The 19,918-nt window shown below is 43.1% G+C and carries 22 protein-coding genes and 1 pseudogene; 17 read left to right on the plus strand and 6 right to left on the minus strand.

Annotation, left to right across the window (positions count from 1 at the left end):
* Positions 1 to 23: 23 nt before the first annotated feature.
* The 4 genes from JCM19037_RS05670 to JCM19037_RS05675 all read right to left on the minus strand — a co-directional run bounded on the left by JCM19037_RS05670 (position 24) and on the right by JCM19037_RS05675 (position 2,164).
* Entirely contained in the window at positions 24 to 254 is a 231-nt protein-coding gene (locus JCM19037_RS05670) for a hypothetical protein (protein ID WP_042398772.1), read from the minus strand.
* On the minus strand, positions 251 to 625 hold the full coding sequence (locus JCM19037_RS24935) for a hypothetical protein (protein ID WP_152548959.1): 375 nt from the start codon (positions 623 to 625) through the stop codon (positions 251 to 253). The genes JCM19037_RS05670 and JCM19037_RS24935 overlap by 4 nt, the downstream gene beginning before the upstream one ends.
* Before the next feature lie 327 nt (positions 626 to 952).
* On the minus strand, positions 953 to 1,081 hold the full coding sequence (locus JCM19037_RS28280; protein WP_255357858.1) for a hypothetical protein: 129 nt from the start codon (positions 1,079 to 1,081) through the stop codon (positions 953 to 955).
* A 3-nt stretch (positions 1,082 to 1,084) separates the two neighbouring features.
* Positions 1,085 to 2,164, minus strand: a complete 1,080-nt coding sequence (locus tag JCM19037_RS05675; RefSeq protein WP_238544564.1) for a hypothetical protein — start codon at positions 2,162 to 2,164, stop codon at positions 1,085 to 1,087.
* Between the two features lie 189 nt (positions 2,165 to 2,353).
* Between JCM19037_RS05675 and JCM19037_RS29900 the strand changes: the two are divergent.
* From JCM19037_RS29900 to JCM19037_RS05700, 6 genes and pseudogenes are all read left to right on the plus strand, one after another.
* A pseudogene (locus JCM19037_RS29900) lies at positions 2,354 to 2,416 on the plus strand (zinc-ribbon domain-containing protein); the annotation flags it as partial.
* 18 nt (positions 2,417 to 2,434) lie between these two features.
* Positions 2,435 to 3,718, plus strand: coding sequence for a hypothetical protein (locus tag JCM19037_RS05680; protein WP_238544565.1), 1,284 nt, complete (start codon positions 2,435 to 2,437; stop codon positions 3,716 to 3,718).
* A 93-nt stretch (positions 3,719 to 3,811) separates the two neighbouring features.
* Complete coding sequence (locus JCM19037_RS05685; protein ID WP_152548960.1) at positions 3,812 to 4,444, plus strand: hypothetical protein; 633 nt, start codon at positions 3,812 to 3,814, stop codon at positions 4,442 to 4,444.
* Positions 4,441 to 5,679: a hypothetical protein gene (locus tag JCM19037_RS05690; protein WP_042398785.1), complete on the plus strand. Its 1,239-nt coding sequence runs from the start codon at positions 4,441 to 4,443 to the stop codon at positions 5,677 to 5,679. The genes JCM19037_RS05685 and JCM19037_RS05690 overlap by 4 nt, the downstream gene beginning before the upstream one ends.
* A gap of 100 nt (positions 5,680 to 5,779) precedes the next feature.
* Complete coding sequence (locus tag JCM19037_RS05695; RefSeq protein WP_042398788.1) at positions 5,780 to 6,613, plus strand: flagellin; 834 nt, start codon at positions 5,780 to 5,782, stop codon at positions 6,611 to 6,613.
* A gap of 122 nt (positions 6,614 to 6,735) precedes the next feature.
* Complete coding sequence (locus JCM19037_RS05700) at positions 6,736 to 8,112, plus strand: YheC/YheD family protein (protein ID WP_042398792.1); 1,377 nt, start codon at positions 6,736 to 6,738, stop codon at positions 8,110 to 8,112.
* An 882-nt stretch (positions 8,113 to 8,994) separates the two neighbouring features.
* Here JCM19037_RS05700 and JCM19037_RS05705 read toward each other — a convergent pair.
* The gene (locus tag JCM19037_RS05705; protein WP_042398795.1) at positions 8,995 to 9,966 is read right to left on the minus strand and encodes a sugar phosphate isomerase/epimerase; all 972 of its coding nucleotides are present in this window, start codon (positions 9,964 to 9,966) and stop codon (positions 8,995 to 8,997) included.
* Entirely contained in the window at positions 9,963 to 11,069 is a 1,107-nt protein-coding gene (locus JCM19037_RS05710; RefSeq protein ID WP_052363583.1) for a Gfo/Idh/MocA family protein, read from the minus strand. The genes JCM19037_RS05705 and JCM19037_RS05710 overlap by 4 nt, the downstream gene beginning before the upstream one ends.
* A 178-nt stretch (positions 11,070 to 11,247) precedes the next feature.
* Here JCM19037_RS05710 and JCM19037_RS05715 point away from each other — a divergent pair, with 178 nt between their 5' ends.
* The 11 genes from JCM19037_RS05715 to JCM19037_RS05755 all read left to right on the plus strand — a co-directional run bounded on the left by JCM19037_RS05715 (position 11,248) and on the right by JCM19037_RS05755 (position 19,915).
* Entirely contained in the window at positions 11,248 to 12,246 is a 999-nt protein-coding gene (locus JCM19037_RS05715) for a LacI family DNA-binding transcriptional regulator (RefSeq protein ID WP_042398801.1), read from the plus strand.
* A 71-nt stretch (positions 12,247 to 12,317) separates the two neighbouring features.
* The gene (locus JCM19037_RS05720; protein ID WP_042398804.1) at positions 12,318 to 13,076 is read left to right on the plus strand and encodes a sugar phosphate isomerase/epimerase; all 759 of its coding nucleotides are present in this window, start codon (positions 12,318 to 12,320) and stop codon (positions 13,074 to 13,076) included.
* Positions 13,073 to 13,387 carry an extracellular solute-binding protein gene (locus tag JCM19037_RS28285; protein ID WP_052363584.1) on the plus strand — a complete coding sequence of 105 codons (315 nt, stop codon included), beginning with the start codon at positions 13,073 to 13,075 and terminating at the stop codon, positions 13,385 to 13,387. The genes JCM19037_RS05720 and JCM19037_RS28285 overlap by 4 nt, the downstream gene beginning before the upstream one ends.
* A complete protein-coding gene (locus tag JCM19037_RS05725) occupies positions 13,338 to 14,390 on the plus strand; it encodes an extracellular solute-binding protein (RefSeq protein WP_255357861.1) in 1,053 nt (350 codons plus the stop codon). The genes JCM19037_RS28285 and JCM19037_RS05725 overlap by 50 nt, the downstream gene beginning before the upstream one ends.
* Before the next feature lie 69 nt (positions 14,391 to 14,459).
* Positions 14,460 to 15,356 (plus strand): carbohydrate ABC transporter permease, encoded by an 897-nt coding sequence (locus JCM19037_RS05730; protein WP_238544566.1) that lies wholly within the window; start codon positions 14,460 to 14,462, stop codon positions 15,354 to 15,356.
* Positions 15,353 to 16,180, plus strand: coding sequence for a carbohydrate ABC transporter permease (locus tag JCM19037_RS05735; RefSeq protein ID WP_042398810.1), 828 nt, complete (start codon positions 15,353 to 15,355; stop codon positions 16,178 to 16,180). Before JCM19037_RS05730 ends, JCM19037_RS05735 begins: the two co-directional genes overlap by 4 nt.
* A 23-nt stretch (positions 16,181 to 16,203) precedes the next feature.
* On the plus strand, positions 16,204 to 17,262 hold the full coding sequence (locus JCM19037_RS05740; RefSeq protein ID WP_042398812.1) for a Gfo/Idh/MocA family protein: 1,059 nt from the start codon (positions 16,204 to 16,206) through the stop codon (positions 17,260 to 17,262).
* 125 nt (positions 17,263 to 17,387) lie between these two features.
* The gene (locus JCM19037_RS05745) at positions 17,388 to 18,083 is read left to right on the plus strand and encodes a GntR family transcriptional regulator (RefSeq protein ID WP_042398813.1); all 696 of its coding nucleotides are present in this window, start codon (positions 17,388 to 17,390) and stop codon (positions 18,081 to 18,083) included.
* Entirely contained in the window at positions 18,080 to 18,367 is a 288-nt protein-coding gene (locus JCM19037_RS22160; RefSeq protein WP_052363586.1) for a hypothetical protein, read from the plus strand. The genes JCM19037_RS05745 and JCM19037_RS22160 overlap by 4 nt, the downstream gene beginning before the upstream one ends.
* Positions 18,364 to 18,876, plus strand: a complete 513-nt coding sequence (locus JCM19037_RS22165) for an NAD(P)-dependent oxidoreductase (protein WP_052363587.1) — start codon at positions 18,364 to 18,366, stop codon at positions 18,874 to 18,876. Before JCM19037_RS22160 ends, JCM19037_RS22165 begins: the two co-directional genes overlap by 4 nt.
* A 127-nt stretch (positions 18,877 to 19,003) precedes the next feature.
* The gene (locus tag JCM19037_RS05755) at positions 19,004 to 19,915 is read left to right on the plus strand and encodes a dihydrodipicolinate synthase family protein (protein WP_042398816.1); all 912 of its coding nucleotides are present in this window, start codon (positions 19,004 to 19,006) and stop codon (positions 19,913 to 19,915) included.
* The last annotated feature ends 3 nt before the right edge of the window (positions 19,916 to 19,918 follow it).

A 19,918-nucleotide genomic window follows, 5' to 3' on the forward strand; every position in this document is an offset into this window, starting at 1 on the left:
CGAGCATGAAGACGAGTCGATCTTCAGGATCGGTTGTACCGATGATAAGTGCAAATCCACCAACGAGAAAGGGGAGCGATCCCCAGCGGAGCGGTGTAAAAACGTTTTCGGACGAATCCCGTCACGACCCCGATTCCGATGATCAAAAGAACGAAGCCGATTTCCGCAAACGTCACATCGCCGGCGGCGATAATGCCTAGCCCCCCGACAACTCCGAGCAAGATGATCAAACTGCCTATGACTTTTCTGATCATCCGGCAAGCCCTCCGATCATCATGAACAAGATGTACAAGAGGGCGGCGAAAAGAATGAATGAAAAGATCAGTTTGCGGCCGCGCGCCCGGGTGACGTGGAAATTAAACGTGTTCGTATACACGTCTGCGGTCAATCGGTGGGCTTCCTTGCAATACGGGCACGCCCAATCCGCTGTGTCCCGGTCTTCGAACCCGTCGATCAAGTTGCCGTGTGCGTGACAGTTTCCGCACATGGCGTGATGGAACGTATCATTGCACGTTGAGCAGCGGAGCCGGTGAACGTGGCGCTCGTTCACATCGTAGGGTGTGTCGAACGTTCCACGAGCGTTGCACGTCTGGCAAAAACTAGGAACCGAATATGTAGGTGGCATGGAAACACTCCAATAGTTTTGATTCTAGTAAACCATGATATCGGAGGGATTCCAATCTAGGAATCGCCTCAATACTAGCTTTTGTGATGATTGATCGGGCAAAGCCGCCCATCCTTACTATGGATTGTTACATAAGTTTTGCTAACTGTCAGAAATACAAACATATGGAGCGGTTGGCAGTCTAAAGTGATCTACCTGAGAAGCCGATTATTACATAAGTCCAACAATGCTGGCGGTCATAGCGCTCAGACAATCTCCTTCATTCAAAATATGTTAGTGGACACAAATAAGCCTCCGCCCAATCGTGTTAGAGCGGAGGTTTATCGCTTACCTTGCACCGTCAGATTTATCTAGTGGTTGGATCATATCAGCAGCAAGTGTACTAGTTTGAATATCGTTTGCAACGAAGAGGGCTACGGCTGCAAAGGCTACGACAGCAATAGATAGGCGTTTCATAATCTAATCATCTCCTATAATTTGGTGGTTAATGCGAAATGTGTTTGCTTTTTTCATATACTCATACGCAAACACAAAATTATTTTCTGTTACGAAATAATTAGACGTTTCTTCGCATATTTCTGTTGCTTCAAAAAACAGTTTATTTGACCGCAACATTTCAATAGCATTGTCCACAAACTTCAGGTCTTCTTCAATATAAAGACCTCTTGTAGCTAGACATCTAGCTATATATTCCGTTAATCCGTATTTGCTAGCAAGCTTTTCACTTTCTAGTAGCAAATCCGTACCAGCTTCAACCTTTCCAATCCGAAAGTATATATTTGCCAAATTACACTTAGACTTTATTTGGACGATTACGTAATCACTGAGTAACTCAATTGAATCTTCAAGTAAAATGCTCGCTTCGTGAAAATGCTCTTGCCTAATCCGATGTAACGCTACCGCTCGTTTAATGAGTCCTTGAGTTTCGTTCGTTCTCTCTTCTCCAGCAACGAGTATTTTCTGGTAATAGTGTTCAGCCTTATCAAATAAATAGAGTTCGGAATAGATTGCTCCAGTAAATAACCAACTGAAGATCATTCGGTGTGACATGTTCTGCGATTCGTATAAAGTGAGTGCTTTATCAAAGTAAGCAAGTGCAACTGTAAATTGATTAATTCGATAGTAGGTTTCTCCAACCCGGTGATAGAACTCACCTTTCTCTTCAGTTCGAACCCCATCAAGGTGATTTCCGGCCATTTCAAAAAAATTAATCGCTTGTTTGTAGCGTCCATTGTGAAATTCATAGTGACCTTCCATATATGCATAAAGGTATTGAAGCACCTGATCAGTTTCACGAATAGAATCCTGAAATACCCCCGTTTGCTGGGAAGGGGCTTGTAGTGACGCTTCGGTCATGACCCGATACCGGAAGTCGATCAACCGGTAGTAGGTTTTCGTCTTTTCATCGGTGCTCATATGCTGCATGAGAAAGTCGGCTTCTTCTTTTTGCTTGTGTGCCAGCGGCATATCCAATTCAACCATTGCCATATACCAATTACTGAGAACTTTCTGAAAATCAACAATTGTGCTTGCCTCCACCATTCCTCCTCCTTCAAAATCGGCCTCAATTACCATTTCTAGACAAATTTCGAGATTCCTCCAACTTTTTTAAAATTTTTCGTTTATTCTGTCGTTATATCAAATAAAGTAGGATAGAACTATAAAAAATATCAAAATCTATTCGAATATAAAGACGATAAGACTATAAAAAGAAAGGGGTTGTGACTTTTGTTCTGTGAAAATTGTGGGTCAAGTTTAGAAACAGGTGTAAAGTTTTGTGCAGAATGTGGCACACGAATACATAACAATGTGTCGAAACCGTCTATTAAGTTTTCAAGGCCATCCAAGAAGCAGACCGTCATACTCGCTAGCGCGACCGTTGTCGTAGGCGTAGGTGCGGGCTCCGTCTATATTCTCAATGAGCTTCACTCTGTGGACCGTGCGGTCGCTGAATTTCAGGAGCTGTTGCACGAGCAAGATAGTGCCGCATTGGCATCAGCGGTCAAAAGTGAAGGGTTTGGCGAAGCGGAGGCAGAAGGGATGATTCAGCTGTTGGCTGCCGACCCGGACCTTGCTTTCATCACCGATACGGCATTGGAGGACTATGTTGAATTTTACGATGCGGACACGGCGTATGCAGAAAGTTCGACCGGTCTATTCACGATTGAACGAGAAGAGGGAATGTTGTTCACCACATACTCGTTTGACGTGCCGAAGCTTACCTTTGAAGTTTCGGGAGATGCCGGCACCTTTGCTGATGTAAAAATTGGAGAAACTGTGAGCGGGACGCTTGACGAAGATGGATTCTTCTTCACGGAAGTGTATCCGGGTCTCTATGACGTGAACCTCGTATATCCGTCCGAGTATACCGAACTCGCCGTCTCAGACGTCGCTCAAGTGAGCGAAAGTGGAGGTCAACTCGTTATGCACTTTGGTGCCTCTCACCTCGTCATCCACGACGATTGGTCAACAACGGTGCCAAGTCAGCTAATCATTAACGGTGAACAAACGCCGTACACCGTGTCGGATAGTTTCTCAGCAGGGATGTTTCCTTTGGATGGAAGTGTCACGGTAGCAGCAACCTATGATTTCCCGTGGGGCACTGCCGAAACAGAGAGCGTGTCCGTGACAGACATGCACGTCATAGATCTTCCACCGATCACGTCCGCCATTGACGACGCCCAGTTTGAAGAACTCGGCACCTTGCTTCATAACTTTCACTTAGAGTCGCGCGACGTCGTCGAATCGGAGGACCAACATTTGTTCACCGTCCCGATGCGCAACGAGCTCTTTAATGATCGGTATTTTCTCAATAAGTTCAGTGGATGGGCAGACGATGACCCATTGCCGTTCACCGTCACGTGGGTGTCTCCGGAGTCGGTTGACGTTTCACGGGTGAACGATGAGTTGACCGTGCGGGCGAGTGCCTTGTTCGGACAGGCTGAGACGGAGGACGCCGACTTGATTCCTGACGAGTATGCCGTGTTTGACGTCACATTTGTATATGACGACGACTGGACGATCCTGAACTTCTCGCTCGACCGTCACCGTTCCTACTTGTATGAAGAATCCGCCACATTTATTGAAGCCTAAGGAGATGATCCGATGAACTGTCCAGCTTGTAACCACAACGTCAATCCCGCCGCCAAATTCTGTACCCAATGCGGTCAGCCGCTCACCGACGCCGTGCCTGTCGCAGCCGCAGCGCCGCCAGTGACCGACGCCTTAAAGGCGCACACAAGCGGTTATATCCAATCCGTCCGTGACGCCATCATCCGCCCAAGTGCATTTGAACACGTGTCAGAAAGCAGATTCTACTTCGCTCTCATCAATATGCTACTATTCAGCTTGCTCGTACCCGTGGCCATGACGGTACTCATTAATCGAATCGCCTTTCTCCCCGTCGCCACGTTCCCGATCGTCAGCCGCATCTTTCTCGGGATTCTCATCATTCAGGCGCTGGCGCTCGGCGTCATTTGGATCGTCAACCGCGTGCAAGGTTCAACGGTCAACATTAAGACCATCGTGAGCGGCTACGGCATGTTTATTAGCATCAGTGTCGCCAGCGTCGTTGTCGCTCTTCTGATGAGCATAGTCGGAGTGCCAACGTTAACGTATTTGTTTATCGTGTTAGGCTTGCTCGTCGTCAATCTCGGCATCATCTTAACCGGCTACGCCTACCAAAAACAAATTGAACGCCCACGGTTTGATCCCTTGTACGGCGTCCTCGCCGTACAGATCAGCATCATCCTCGGCGTCTATTGGATCGTTGAGAGTGCAGTAGCGGATGTTGTGGGCACTTTTGGGATGTTCTTATGAGAAAACAGATGATGATTGTTGGTACGCTTCTACTCACCGTAGCTTGTAGTGACGCTGAACCCGAAATGACAGCTTCCCAAGAGATCGTAGAAGACAAACCCATTGAAATAGAAGAAGAACAAATAGAGAAAGAAGATGAAGAAGAACACGCGGATGAAATCGATATAGAAACTGAAGATAAAGCAGTTCAAAAGTTAGGGCAAGATGAGGTTCGTACGGCCATAGACGAGTATCACTTCGGTCAGAACCAGGAACGTGAATTGCACCTGTTATATGCAGAGGAGCTGGAGTTGGAAGGACTAAATCAACCTCATCTGCTCGTCTATTCATCTCCAGGACAAATGGATTCGTTAGATCTCTTCAACGTCGTTTATTCCGTAAATGAAGTGGAAGTGATTGCGTTCGAAGAAGACGAAGTGATTCAAATCTATTCATCGAATAACCAACGAGACGTATCCCCTTTAGATGATCATTTCATCGTCAACAACGATGTTTTACTATACACAGATGTCTTGCAAAGTGACGCGTATCACATTGTTGAAGTATACACAGCCTTCTCATCCACAGGTGCTATGAGTCACACAGCGTATCTTTATGGCATTCATGAGTATGATTCAAGTACTCAAACGTTCGTGTATCAACAATACGCACACACGTTTAACGACTGCCATGACACGTACACAACTGAGTGTGGACCAGACCGAGAGATGGAAGATGAATGGTCTGGAAATGAGCAGTATCAGTATTTAAACGATGTGTTTGTGAATGAAGGTGCTGAGCTCCACGAGAACTTACTAAAAGACGTCGATTCAGATAAAGAAGTCCTCAACCTTTCATACTATGTCGATGAGAACATTCAAACAGATTTTGGCGTAGGTTTCCCTATCGATTCCATCGATAATGTTGACCAATTAGATATGGACTATTTCACAGGCGGGGCCTTCCTGTATGGCGATCATTTGGATGCTAATTATTTTTATAATGAAGTGAGTGAAACAATTAATGGATATATGATCGCTGATCCGAGCATTTCAATATTTGGGGCGCATATTGGCATGAACCTAGATGAATTAAACGAACATTTTCCTCGAAATGCTCGTTCAGAAACATTCGATTCAGAGACTTCCGGATATATTTATGGATATAACCTGCCAGACTTGAAGGTGACTTTTTGGGCTGATGAATATGACGGTCCAGCGACGATGGCGACAATTATTTATCTCCCAGACCGATAAATTTTTATTTATCTATTAAACAACAAAGCCACACAGCCGATATAAAAAACAGGCACACAAGGACGTGGCCTGATACTTAAAACTCAAGGAGGAATTACACATGATTATCAACAACAACATGTCAGCAATGAACGCGCACCGTCAAATGGGTGTGAACCAGAACAGTATGCAATCTTCAATGGAGAAACTATCTTCAGGACAACGCATTAACCGTGCAGGCGACGATGCAGCGGGCCTTTCAATCTCAGAGAAAATGAGAGCACAAATCCGTGGATTGGATCAAGCAAGCCGTAACGCACAAGATGGAATCTCTCTCATTCAAACAGCTGAAGGTGCATTGGATGAGACGCATAGCATTCTTCAACGTATGCGCGAACTCGCAGTTCAAGCATCAAACGATACAAATGACGCACCAGACCGCGAGGCTATTGGAAATGAGCTCGCTGAGCTTGGTAAAGAATTAGAAAGAATTATGGAAAATACAGAGTTTAACGAGAAGTCACTACTTAACGGTGAAGCTGGAGAAATTAATTTCCAAGTAGGGGCAAACAATGGTCAGGTTATGACTGTTGACTTTGGTACAGAAGGCATTGACCTTACGAGCATCGTTGGTGCTGTTGGTGAACTAGGTGCAGAGAGCGTGGCAACTCACGAAGCAGCTACTGCATTAATTGAGACTCTTAATGATCAGATACAGCTAGTCTCTGACGGTCGTTCTATGCTAGGTGCATATCAAAACCGCCTTGAGCATACAATTAACAACTTGGACAACGCTTCTGAAAACCTACAAGCTGCAGAATCTCGTATCCGCGACGTAGACATGGCGCGTGAGATGATGGAGTTCACAAAGAACAATATCCTTTCTCAAGCTTCTCAATCTATGCTTGCGCAAGCGAACCAGTTGCCTCAAAGCGTACTTCAGTTATTACAATAATAGGTTCTTACAGCAACTCTTCATTTGAAGAGTTGCTGTGTTATGCATTATTAATGAGAAAAGGGAGTCAGTATTCACTGGCTCTTTTTTCTCATTGATGATTAGAACAAGGAGTGAGTAGTATGCAGCAACTTTCAGATAAAGTTATAACGCAAACGGTTAATATACTAGAAACAATTAATGAGTCTTTAAATATGTATCAACAAGCCTATCAAGATGAAGATATTCAGAAAATGATTGAATATTTAAATGTTACAGTTGAAGGCTGGAATGCGATTGAACCTAGTGTACGACAATTAAACACAATGGGTAAAGAGATAGAAAGGATACAATCAGACCTTCGAGGCATTGTTGAGTTTGCAGAAAATGGGAATATGATTAATGCATATCAAATTATCCAGTTTTCTCTTAATCATGAACTAGCTAATGTGAAAAATGGCCTCTATCAATACATAAGCTCAAATAAAGAAGAACTATTAGTAGGGGTGTACCTTCCTAACAACAATCCTCTTAAAGTTATGCCAGAGAATAGAATAAAAGCTCTCGTTGCAGAAGCCAAAAAAACGAATACAAAACTTATATTTTTTTCAGATGAAGACATTTTACTTGAACACAAGCAGGTCCATGCTTCTGTATGGAACATGGATTCAGAGCAAAAAGAAACGACACCGTTCCCAGACGTAATTGATAATATTGGGATGAGGGAATCACAAAGTGAAATTGAGAATGTGTTAAGGGATCAAGTCCCATTTATAAAGTTTGGCATAGGTAATAAATTGTTTTTGCCTATGGAATTAGTGAAAAGGAAATCTCCCTTTGCAAAGTATTTTATTCCATTTAAGTTAATAAATAATGAAGAAGTGGCGATAAACTTTATTTATGTGCAGAAAAAAGTAGTTATTAAGCCTATCGCAGGCAGACAAGGACAATCCATATATTTCGTCGATAAAATCAATAAACATTTTGTAGTTAAAGAACATAAGAAAAAGTATTCATTAATGGAAGAGCAGTTAAAAGATTTTATTGGGAAATTATTATTGGAAGGTAATTATATTGTACAAAAATATGTGAAAGCTCAAACAAAAAAGAAGTCCCCATTTGATATTCGCGCTCACGTACAGAAAAATGGTCACGGTAATTGGGTGTTAACAAAAATATATCCAAGAATAGGAAATAAAAAAAGCATACTTAGTAACATCAGTCGTGGTGGTCATACAGAGGAATTGTCGAATTTCCTTAGAAAAGAATTTATTAGCAATGCACATAATCTCGAGAATGAGTTAATAAATCTATCACTCAATCTGACGTCACATATTGATCAAATCTACCGATCAGCAATTGACGAGTTGGGGTTAGATTTAACAATAGATGCCAATAAAAGAATTTGGGTACACGAAGTTAACCTCGCTCCACAGACGACTTACCATGAAGAAGAGAGAGCAGTGAACACAATTGCTTACTCTCGATTTATTGCAAAGAATGGTATTGTTTTTAATTAAGTAATTTAGAATAAGTGGTCTGGTATGCTTATCAAAAATAGGAGTAGGGCATCCCCTACTCCTCCATCAACACCGGATACCAGCACACATTCAAATCCCCGTCGCCGAGATCAATCACGTAGAAATCTTCCTCCATCTGCCTCTCCTCCTTGCCCTCAGTGTTGCCAACATACCAGACTTTTAATCTATGAAACTTCATGTTTAGGAAAGAAAGAAGAAGGGTATACAGAAACACTCGGTTGTGGAGGGGATGACGAATTGACCCGTTCGTTCTATACGGTTTTCTTTTATTTTATAATGATTACAGGAGTGATGGTCGTTTCCGTGTTCCTCATGTACATCGTTCTTTTAGGGTATAACTACATCCGCTGAGTGGCTCCGGCCGCCGGCTTTTTTTGTCGAGCGAAAGCGCAAGGCCTGGCGTTCTTGCCCACCGGCAAGGCCTAACAACATGTCGTCCCCGCTGGGGCCGAAACGAAACCGGGCTGGGTTCGGCCCGGCCCGCGCCAATCTGCTCTCTATTTCAGGCTTTCTGCGCACAAGTTTGCCCTTTTAACGATATATCAGCCAAGTACAGAACTTACTATGGGAGAATCTTGCGCCTTTATGGCGCAATTTAATGTTTTAGAGCCGAAGTTTCACCTGTAATCGCACCATACAACGTTCTATGAGCTGATTTGATAATGTCAAGAAACTGCGCGCATGCAAGGTGAGTAGCCTCTGGCTCTATGGATAGATGATGGCGCCTAGTTGAAGGGGTGTCGCTCCAAGGCCAGTCCTGAATGTGCACGCAACCCCAACCCCTCTCTATACTGGAGAGAGTAGAAGAATTGCAATCATCTGCAAGGTCATCCAATACCTTAATGGACATGAACGCCTTACTTATGCCCACCACATCTCGGTCGGTTTCTCTTGGAAACGTATGCGTTTTAGAAATTCTAAGGCGCGAGCAAGCCCTTCCTCTATAGAAGCATATTGGTCTTCGTGTTCAATTGATAATACACCAGTATAATTTACCATTGAAAGGGCACTGAGCATATTTTTCCACATGCTCTCACTCATTCCATACCCTACGGTTCGAAAGGTCCACGCACGCTCCAGTCCTCTACGATAATCCTTTGTGTCCAGCACGCCATTCACATTAATATTTGAACGATCGAGGTACGTATCTTTTGCATGAAAATGAAAGATGGCTTGCTCTGAACCTAAGTATTTTATGGCTACTACGGGATCAATGCCTTGCCAGATTAAATGACTAGGGTCAAAATTGGCGCCGATGTTCGTGCTGCCTGTGCGTTTTCTTAGTTCCATAAGCGTCTCCGGATTGTAGACAGCAAAGCCGGGGTGCATTTCAAGCGCAATCTTTACTCCATAATCTTCAGCGAACTTGGCTTGTTTCTTCCAATATGGAACGATGGAGTGTTCCCATTGCCATTCACGAATTTCAGCATACTCTGCAGGCCAAGCGCACGTAATCCAATTTGGGTGACGCGCGTTTTCGTGATCACCGGGACATCCGGAGAAGCAGTTGACTACTGATATTCCTAACTTTTTAGCTAGTAGTATTGTCTTTTCCAAGATCTCGTGGTGGGTGCTGGCAATAGTGGAATCAGGATGAATAGGGTTGCCTTGGCAGCTGAGTCCACTGATCTCTATATTGGCATCACGCAACTTGTTAAGAAATTGTTCGCGTGCAGTCTCACTATTTAATAACTCATCTACTTGACAATGAGCATCTCCTGGGAAGTTGCCAGTCCCTAGTTCGATTGCTTCAATTCCAAGGTTGCTTACTTTCTCAATCATTTCAGGGGTTGTGAGATTTTGAAAAAGGACGGTAAACAGACCGATTTTCATTTACGTTCCTCCTCATCATTTACGCGAACCCATTGTTCTTCTTCATGACTTCGCTTTATAGCCTCAACAATTTTCATAACGTGATGACCTTGTTCAAAAGTGGCATATTCTTTTTTTACTGTTGTGTCGTTAACCGATGAGTAAAAATTATCGAATAAGTTCTTCAGAGCATCTGGCCAACCTTCTTGATGTCCGCCTGGATAGTGAGCGAGATGTTGTGCCGGAGTGTTCAACAAAGATGCATCCTTAAGTAGCTCTGCGTTGGTTTCATTACGTTTACCAATCCATAAGCGATTCGGTTTTTCTTGATTCCAGTAATACGAAGCGTCTGTTAAGGATAGCTCCATATCAAAATGATTCTTTCTTCCCGCAGTGACTTGAGAAATAACAAAGCTCGCTTTAAGTCCACTAGCAAATCGTAAAAGGATTAATCCAGCATCTTCGGTGGTGATTGGAATCATCTTTGAACCGTCGTAACGTTCTGGATGGACTGTGCTTAGGTCAGCGAATACACTGATAATTTGATCTCCTGTAATGTGTTGCACGGTGTCAATCCAGTGGGAACCAATATCTGCAACCGCCCGTGATGAACCGTTTATGGAGACGTCGGAACGCCAATTGTAGTCACCTTCATAAAGCATCCAGTCTTGCATATAGCTGCCCCGAATCAGATGAGGTGCACCGTGTTCTTGATGATGTACCATATCTTTCATCTGCATCGTTAAAGGGTAGAATCGGTAGTTAAAGCAAACTGCATTTGCGCATTTCATTTCTTGTGCAAGGTCGACAAGTTTCTGGGATTCGGATGTTGAAATTCCAAGCGGTTTTTCAGAGATTATAAATTTGCGCTGTTCTAAGGCATATTCATTAATAGGGTAATGCATATGATTAGATGTACAATTATGAATTGCATCAATTTTATCATGAGCAATTAATTCATATGGATCAGTAAAGGCATATACAATGTTATGTGTATTTGCAAAATGTTCAGCTCGGCTCAGCGTTTTAGACTGAACTGCTACTACTTCGACATAAGGCAAGCGTTTTAGCGCATCAACATGCGCGTTTGCCGAAAACCCCGTACCGATAATACCGACTCTCACTCGATCCACGCCCTTTCTGTAAACGTTTACAAAAAAGTGTATAATATTTATTTTTAATTTTCAACATTTTTAATTGAAACCGTTGACATTATTGAGTGTGTTCTTTTATACTGACTGCAACCAATAGTAAAAGTAGATATCATTTATGTAAACCATTACATCAATAAGGGGCAAGATGATGACCACAATACGAGAGGTTGCAAAAGAGGCGGGCGTGTCTGTTGCAACAGTATCAAGGGTTATGCGAGAAACAGACAAGGTTTCTAAAGAGAAGCGTGAGCGTGTACTGGAAGCCATCGACCGACTAAACTATCAGCCGAACATGATTGCCCGCTTTTTGCGTACGTCCAAAACGAGAACGGTTTTGGTAGTGGTTCCAGACATTACGAATCCTTTCTTCTCAAATGTTTTAACGGGCATTCAAAACTACGCGAATCAAACCGGGTATCATGTCTTGTTGTTTAATGCAGTAAATATTCGCAACCAGAACCATGAATTGATGGAGATGTTAGGCCAAAAGCAAGTTGATGGAATTATCATGTTAACGTCTCAAGTTGAAAAGAACCTACTGGAAAAAATGAACGAAGCCTACAACCTTGTGCTTGCCTGTGAATATATAGATGGAATTGACGTTCCAACTGTTGCAATTGATAACATTAGCAGCTCACGAAAAATGACGAATCATCTCATTCAAATTGGGTATAGAAAAATCGCTCACATTAGTGGCGAGTTGGATATCGTACTGAGTGTTGATCGCTTAAAAGGCTATAAGCAAGCGTTGTACGAAGCGAGCATGGACGTCCCGAATGCATACATACAAGAAGGGGATTTTTCTTACGAAGCAGGCTATAATTTAACCCTAAAGTTATTATCACTGGAAGAACCGCCAGATGCCATCTTTGCAGCTAGTGATGAAATGGCAATGGGTGCCGTTCAAGCAGCACAGTCAAAAGGTATACAAATACCAGAAGATATCGCTATTGTGGGGTTTGATGATATAAAAATGGCTTCTATTTTCTCACCGGCTCTAACCACAATTGCTCAGCCGACGTTAAACATTGGCTCAAAAGCAATGGAACTTGCTATTAAACGAATGGAGGGGGAGGTTATAACTAAAAGTCAGTACATTTTAAATGATCATTTGATTGTTCGTAAATCCTGTGGTTACCATGTGTGAATTAGCTTAGTTGGTTGTAATCGATTACAAGAAAAAATGAAAGCGCTTACTAATGTAAAGGGAGAATTTTCATGATGAAGAAGCCTATTGCCATTCAGCTATACACGTTAAGAAATGAGTTTAACAATGATCTTGAACGACAACTATCAGCAGTTGGAAAAATGGGGTTTGACGGTGTTGAATTTGCAGGAGGTTACTGGGGTCATGACGTTAACGAAACGAAGAGACAGCTCTCGGATTTTGGATTAAGGGTAGCGGGTAGCCATGTTCCTTTCGACAAACTTAAGAACGAGATTGATAAGGTCATCGAAGATCAGAACACTTTGGGAAGCGCTCATATTATATGTCCAATTTTGCCTGAACAATATCGCAATTCCGTTGATGGGTATAAAGAAGCTGCTTCATATCTAAGTCAATTTGGTGAGAAATGCTCTAGTCACGATATTCAATTTAGTTACCATAACCACGCATTCGAGCTTGAAGTGATTGATAATACGTACCCTTTGGAAATCTTATTTGATGAAACAAGTCCACGACACGTGAAAGCGGAACTCGATGTATATTGGCTGAAGAAAGCAGGCGAGGAGCCGCTGGAGTGGTTGAAGAAATATAACAATCGTACACCATTAATCCATCTAAAAGATATGACTGCAAGCGATGGGGCTTTTGCCCCTTTAGGGACTGGTGGGGTGAACTTGGAGTCAATTATTGAATATGGGGAGCATGAAATGAATGCATTATCTTGGTGGGTTTTTGAGCAAGATCACTCAGAGCAACCGATTGCGGATGTAGAAAAAAGTATTAATTACCTGAAAGGAGAACGAAAATGAACAAAAAATTGACGCTAGGTCTAGGGTTTTTGATCCTTTGCTCTGCATGTGCACCTTCAGCCATTGACGAAGCACCAAATGAAGATGTTGATACGGATGGAACATCTACTCCAGATTCCGATGGGAACGATGGTGGAGAAGTAGTTCTGAATTTTTGGCATATTGATCCCGGTGAAAAAGGGGCTGTTTATGAACGGGCGGTAGAACGGTTTGAGGAAAATCATCCGAATGCCCAAGTAAATGTACTGAGAATTCCGAATGATGATTACAAGCAACGGATGGTCGTTGCTATGTCTGGTGGGGATCCCTGATGTTTTTCATAGTTGGGGAGGAAGCTGGTTAAATGAGTTTGTTGAGGCAGGCAGTGTTATGTCCCTTGATCAAACGGATGTTGATTTTGACCAGTATTTGGATGTCGCTCTTGACAATGCCACATTCGAAGAAGAAATCTATGGTGTGCCTTTAGGCGTTTCCCTCACGTTATTTTTTTATAACACCGGAATTTTTGAAGAATTAGGGTTGGATACTCCAAAAGACTATGACGAGTTCATGACTGTCGTTGAAACGTTAAGAGATAATGATTATTATCCATTGGCTTTAGCAAATCAAACGGGGTGGACAGGCGCTTATTATCAGGAGTATCTTGTGAATCGCTTAGCAGGTGAGGGATTATATGATGATGCATTGCAGCGTGAGGGCGCAGGTTTTGATGACGAGAATTATGTAAGGGCCAATGAGAAAATCCAAGACCTCGTCGACATGGATGCTTTTAATCCAGGATTTAATGGCATTCCATATGATGCGGGCCAAGGCAGACAATTAATGTACTCAGAACAGGCAGCCATGATGTTAATTACCACATCTTTTCTGAATAACGTAAGAGATGAGGCACCGCAATATGAAGATGATCTCGGAGTATTTCCTTTTCCAACCATTGAGGGTGGGGAAGGTGACGGATCGAACCTCCTGGGATCCGGAGCTCCGGTTTGGTCAGTGTACGAAGATACAGAACACGAGGAGTTAGCCATCGAGCTTATTAAAGAATTGAGCAACGAAGAGACATCCATAGATTATATGGATTCCACAGCGAGTATGTCAGCTTATGAAGGACTACAGTCAGATGACGCATTTGTACAACAATTTATTGATCTTCTCCAAGATGCCAATTATTTAGGCATGCCTTATGATCAAACGATGCCGCCAAGTGTTGCTCAAGTACATTTAGATGCTGCGCAAGAAGTGTTGGGGAATACGTTAACACCTGAAGAAGCAGCTGATTTAGTCGAGGAAGCAGCTCAAAATAGTTTGGATTAGTAGGCCCAATATATCATAGAGAGCACCAAGCTCTCTATGATATATGGTTTGCGAATAGGAGGGAGAAACTTGATTAGTTCAAAGAAAAAGAGAATGAATGCATGGACCATACTCCTTTTTATCCTTCCGGCATTACTTGTCTATGTTGTGTACGTGGTCTACCCGATTATTACCACGTTTAACTACAGCCTCTTTGATTGGAGCGGTTTGAGTGCTGATACGACGTTTGTCGGTTTAGGAAATTATATATCACTGTATATGGACCGAATATTTTGGCTCGCCTTGCAAAATAATGTATTAATTGTGATGGCTTCCGTACTATTGCAAATTCCACTAGGGTTAATTATGGCACTCATCCTTTCAAGCTCAATAAAGGGACGACGTTTTTTCAATGTAATGTTCTTTTTGCCATATTTAATGTCCACCGTTGCCATTGGCCTCCTTTGGATTTACATGTTCGATCCAGTGAACGGACCAGTTAATCAAATTCTCATGTGGTTAGGATTTTCCCCAGTTTCGTGGCTCGCCGATCCTGCAATTGCCATCTATGCCGTTTTATTTGTGATCATATGGCAATTCTCGCCATTTTACATGATTTTGTTTCGCGCAGCCATTGTTGGGATTCCTGACGAATTGTACGAGGCAGCCGATATTGACGGTGCAAACTCAAAAAATAAATTCTTCTACGTTACGTTGCCTACATTAATTCCGACGATTGTCACATCATCCATCCTCGCCATCGTAGGTTCTTTAAAAGCTTTTGATATTTTCTACATTATGACAGGTGGAGGACCTGGTCATGCCACAGAAATACTCGGTACATATATGTACAAACAAGGCTTTATCAACTTTAGCATGGGGTATGCAAGTGCGATCGCCTTTACGATGTTCGTTATCGCTTTTGTCTGCGTAGTAATCATTCAAACGTTAGAGTACTTGCGCAGAAAGAGAGGGATCTTATCATGAAAAATAAACGTGGAAAACAAATTCTTGTTTATATCGTTGCCTGTATTTTCTTAGTATTTACTGCGTATCCATTTATTTATATGATCTCAACATCATTAAAAACGATGGATGACTTTTTTGCTAACCCTTTTCGAATGATACCTGGCGAATTTACGCTCGATCATTATTTCTCCGTTTTTGAGATGGGTTTGGCTCAATATTTCTTAAACTCAGTAATGATTACGGTAGCGGCTGTTTTCATTGTCGTCATCATCGCCTCGCTTGCTAGTTATCCTTTAAGTCGTATGTCTTTCAGACTCAATCGGCCGTTGTTTCTCTTCTTTATTGCAGGTATGATGCTTCCCATTCATGCGACGTTAATTCCGATATTTGTTCTGTCACAAGACTTAGGGATTTATGATACGTTACTTGCATTATTGGGGCCTTATGTGGCGTTTAGTTTACCGATTTCAATCTTTATTTTAACGCAATTCATGCAAGACATTCCTAAAGAATTGGAAGAAGCCGCAGTGATTGACGGAGCTAATCACTTCGCAACTTTTCGGAGAGTAATTTTTCCTGTCATCAAGCCAGCTGTATCCACCGTTGTCATTTACAATTTTGTGTTTCTTTGGACCGAGTTTATATTCGCGTTAATTCTCATCACATCGCCATCACAAATGACGTTACCTTTAGGTTTACAAAACTTTTATGGGGAGTTCTCCATTAATATTCCAGGATTAATGGCAGCATTGACTCTGGCAAGTCTACCTGTCATCCTCATGTTCTTATTTGCACAAGAACGTGTTGTCAAAGGGTTAACAGGTGGGGCATTAAAAGGATAATTAAAGAAAAGGAGAATCAAAATATGGAAAAATGCAAAGTTGGAATTGTCGGATGTGGAAACATCAGTGAAATATATTTAAAGAATCTAACGGTTAGTGAAGTGATTGAAGTTGTTGCAGTAGCTGACTTGCAAAATGAATTGGCTGAGAAGAGAGCCGCTCAATTTCAAATTCCAAATGTGCACACTTTAGACACTATTCTCCATGATGAAGAGATTGAGCTCATCGTAAATCTTACACCTCCGTCGGCCCATGCAGAGATTGGATTGAAGGCATTACATGCAGGAAAACATATCTATTCAGAGAAACCTCTCGGATTAACAGTAGAAGAAGGTGAATCATTGATCAGAACTGCAAAAGAACGCAACCTCCGGGTTGGATGTGCACCAGATACGTTCTTAGGAGAAGGAATTCAAACCGTTAAATCCTTGATAGATCAAGGAGTCATAGGCAACCCTGTAGCAGTCAATGCGTTTATGCTTGGAAAAGGCCCTGAAAAATGGCACCCAAACCCGGAATTTTTCTATCAGCCAGGTGGAGGGCCGCTTTTCGACATGGGGCCATATTATTTAACGACAATGATCTATCTGCTTGGAGACGTGGATCGAGTGAGCGCATCGGCGGGGATTTCCTTTAAAGAGCGGAAAATTGGCAGCGGTTCGTTAAAAGGACAGAAGATAATGGTCAATACACCAACGCATATTGCGGGAACATTGAATTTCAAAAGCGGTGCGATTGGTACTCTTGTTACTAGCTTTGACATTCAGGCTTCAACATTGCCCCGCATTGAAGTGTATGGTTCAGAAGGTACGATTGTTGTACCGGATCCGAATCGCTTCGCAGGCACAATTCGCTATAATCAAGGTGATGAATGGGAAGAGGTGCGTACGCAAGCTGAAGAAACGACCAATTTGCGTGGAGTTGGCGTAGAAGATCTGGTTCTTTCGATTATAGAAGGTGCACCTCACCAAGCTTCTGGTGAGATGGGGATGCAAGTGCTTCAAGTGATGGCAGGATTGTTAGAGGCTGCTAAAGAAGAGAAAACCGTTTCTATACGTAAGAGAATAAACAGCATAGTGTAGGATGTAACCGCAGCTGGAAAGGAGCTGCGGTTTTTGCGCAAAATTGTTTTGACAAAAAAAGAATCTTGCTTTATTCTGTGATATATCAGATATTATATTTCATAAAACCAACTGGGGATGATGACATGACAGAACGAAATGAAGCATTTTTCTCGGTCGATCCAAACTTGGTTAAATCTTTGCGAGAGCTTGTCGTGGAGAAGATTCGAGAGGGAATTGTAAGCGGATACTTTGAAGAGGGAGAACACTTAAAGGAGCGAGAGATTTCAAGCATGATGGGCATTAGTACGACGCCGGTAAAAGAAGCGTTTCGTATCCTTGAAAATGAAGGCATGCTCGTAACGGTTCCTCGAAAAGGCACGTTCGTCTCTGAGTACGCATCTACGTCGATTGAGGAAATCTTGCTGTTGCGAGCGTCGGTGGAGTCTCTTTGCGCACGTCTGGCTGCGCTGAAGATGACGGATGAGGAATTAAATGAGCTTGAGCAACAGATGCTCATTATTGAAGGCCTTCATAATAAAGGGGATTCAGAAGCGTTAATTGAGCAGAACTCTATCTTCCACCAACAAATTATTGATGGAGCTCGCAATGTGATGATGCACAATATATTGGGTAATCTGCGAAATATTGATAAAGCGTTTCGAAAACGAGCATTAAAGATTGAAGTCGAGCGTGAGGTTGGTTTCCAAGAACATTACGCTGTGTTTGAAGCGATTCGTGCGCGAGATCCGGAACGAGCAGAAGCCACCATGAAGGCGCATATTCTACGAACGAAAGATAACATTCTTGCTGCTGAGCAGCATCGGAGTGAAAAAGGATGAACGTACTTGTACCACAAACCATCCACCCTGATGGCATTGACTATTTAGAGCGTCATGGGCTAGAGGTGACTGTTCTTCCTCAGGATACTCCGGCACAAGTAGCCAAGCACATTGTCTCCGCGGATGGGGTGCTCATACGGACAACGCCATTGCCTAAAGACATTCTACAGAAGGCACCTCGTCTAAAGGTTATAGCAAGACATGGCATCGGGCTAGATGAAATTGACCAAGCGTACTGCGTTGAGAAGGCATCGGTGTTTACAATACGCCTCGTGCGAATGTGAATTCTGTCGCTGAACATGTTACCGCGTTTATTCTCTCGCTTGCACATCGAATTCCAGAAGCGGTTCATGCCTTGCGAAGAGATGACTATGCGAGCCGCAATCGCCTCATTGGGATGGAGGTGGCTGGGAAGACACTTGGATTAATTGGGTTTGGGAACATTGCGCAGGATGTGGCGAAGAAATGCGGTACGGGGCTTGGAATGAAGGTCGTCGCTTATGATCCTCAAAAAGAGACGTTTCCCGATGGTGTTGAACACGTTCATACGCTCGATGCGCTTGCGAGGCGGTCTGCTTTTGTATCGGTTCATGTCCCGTTACTTCCGACGACAAGAAACATGATTGACCGCACGTTCTTCGATGCGATGCAGCCGGCAAGCTATTTTATTAATGCAGCGAGAGGCGGAATTGTAGATGAAACGGCACTGATCGAAGCGATAACTTCTGGGAAGCTTGCAGCGCGGCACTCGATTGTTATGCCGAAGAGCCGATGCCGGTTTCTTTTCCACTAAAAGGTTTGGACAATGTTTTATTAACGCCTCACATGGCCGCTCACACGGAGGATAGTATGCGAGCGATGGCAGTAGGGGCAGCGGAGGCAATTGTCCGCGAATTAATTTCTGAAAAGGGTGAGGATTCATGACATTAGCGAGTAAGCTGGAGACGATTTCCGGCATTCCGATTACACCGTTTCGGCAGTCCGATGGGGGAATTGATTGGAATCATTATGAGGAGACGTTGAACCGTATTGTTGAACAGGGCATTGAAATTGTAGTTCCTTGTGGCAATACGAGCGAATTCTATGCGTTATCGCTTGACGAGGCGAAAGAAGAGATTCGACGTACGGTGGAAATTGTGAATGGTCGCGCGCTTGTAATGGCAGGTATTGGGTATGCGGTGCCGACAGCTATTGAACTTGGGAATTATGCGAAGGATGCAGGTGCCGATATGGTCATGATTCATATGCCGGTGCATCCGTATGTGACGTCTGGCGGTGTGAAAGCATATTTTCAAGATATTATTGAGGCCATTGATTTTCCGACTGTCGTGTATTTTAAAGACCCGGAAGTCTCTGATCAAGTACTCGTTGAGCTTGCACCATTGGAGCATTTTATCGGTGTGAAATATGCGGTGAACAATTTGCCTCGTTTTGCGAAAGTTGTTCGATCAGTACCGAAAGAGCACGGGGTGACATGGATCTGTGGGACTGCGGAGAAATGGGCGCCATTCTACTGGAATGCTGGAGCGAAAGGATTTACGTCAGGGCTAGTGAATATATTGCCAGGCAAGGCACTTGAGATGTTGGAGGCACTTCGACGTGGCGATGAGTCATTGACGTGGAAGTTGTGGGAAGAGATTCTTCCTTTTGAAGATTTACGTGCAAAGTACAACCAAGGAAACAATGTGGTTGTCATTAAAGAAGCGATGGAAATGATCGGTCAAAATGCCGGGGTAACAAGAGCACCGGTCGACCAGCTAAATGACGAGGACAAACGGCTCGTTGAAGAAATGCTTCAAAATTGGAACTTGTTACAACCAACGAAAGGGTGAGGA

Source organism: Geomicrobium sp. JCM 19037, from assembly GCF_000698105.1.
Classification (GTDB): domain Bacteria; phylum Bacillota; class Bacilli; order Bacillales; family Marinococcaceae; genus Geomicrobium_A.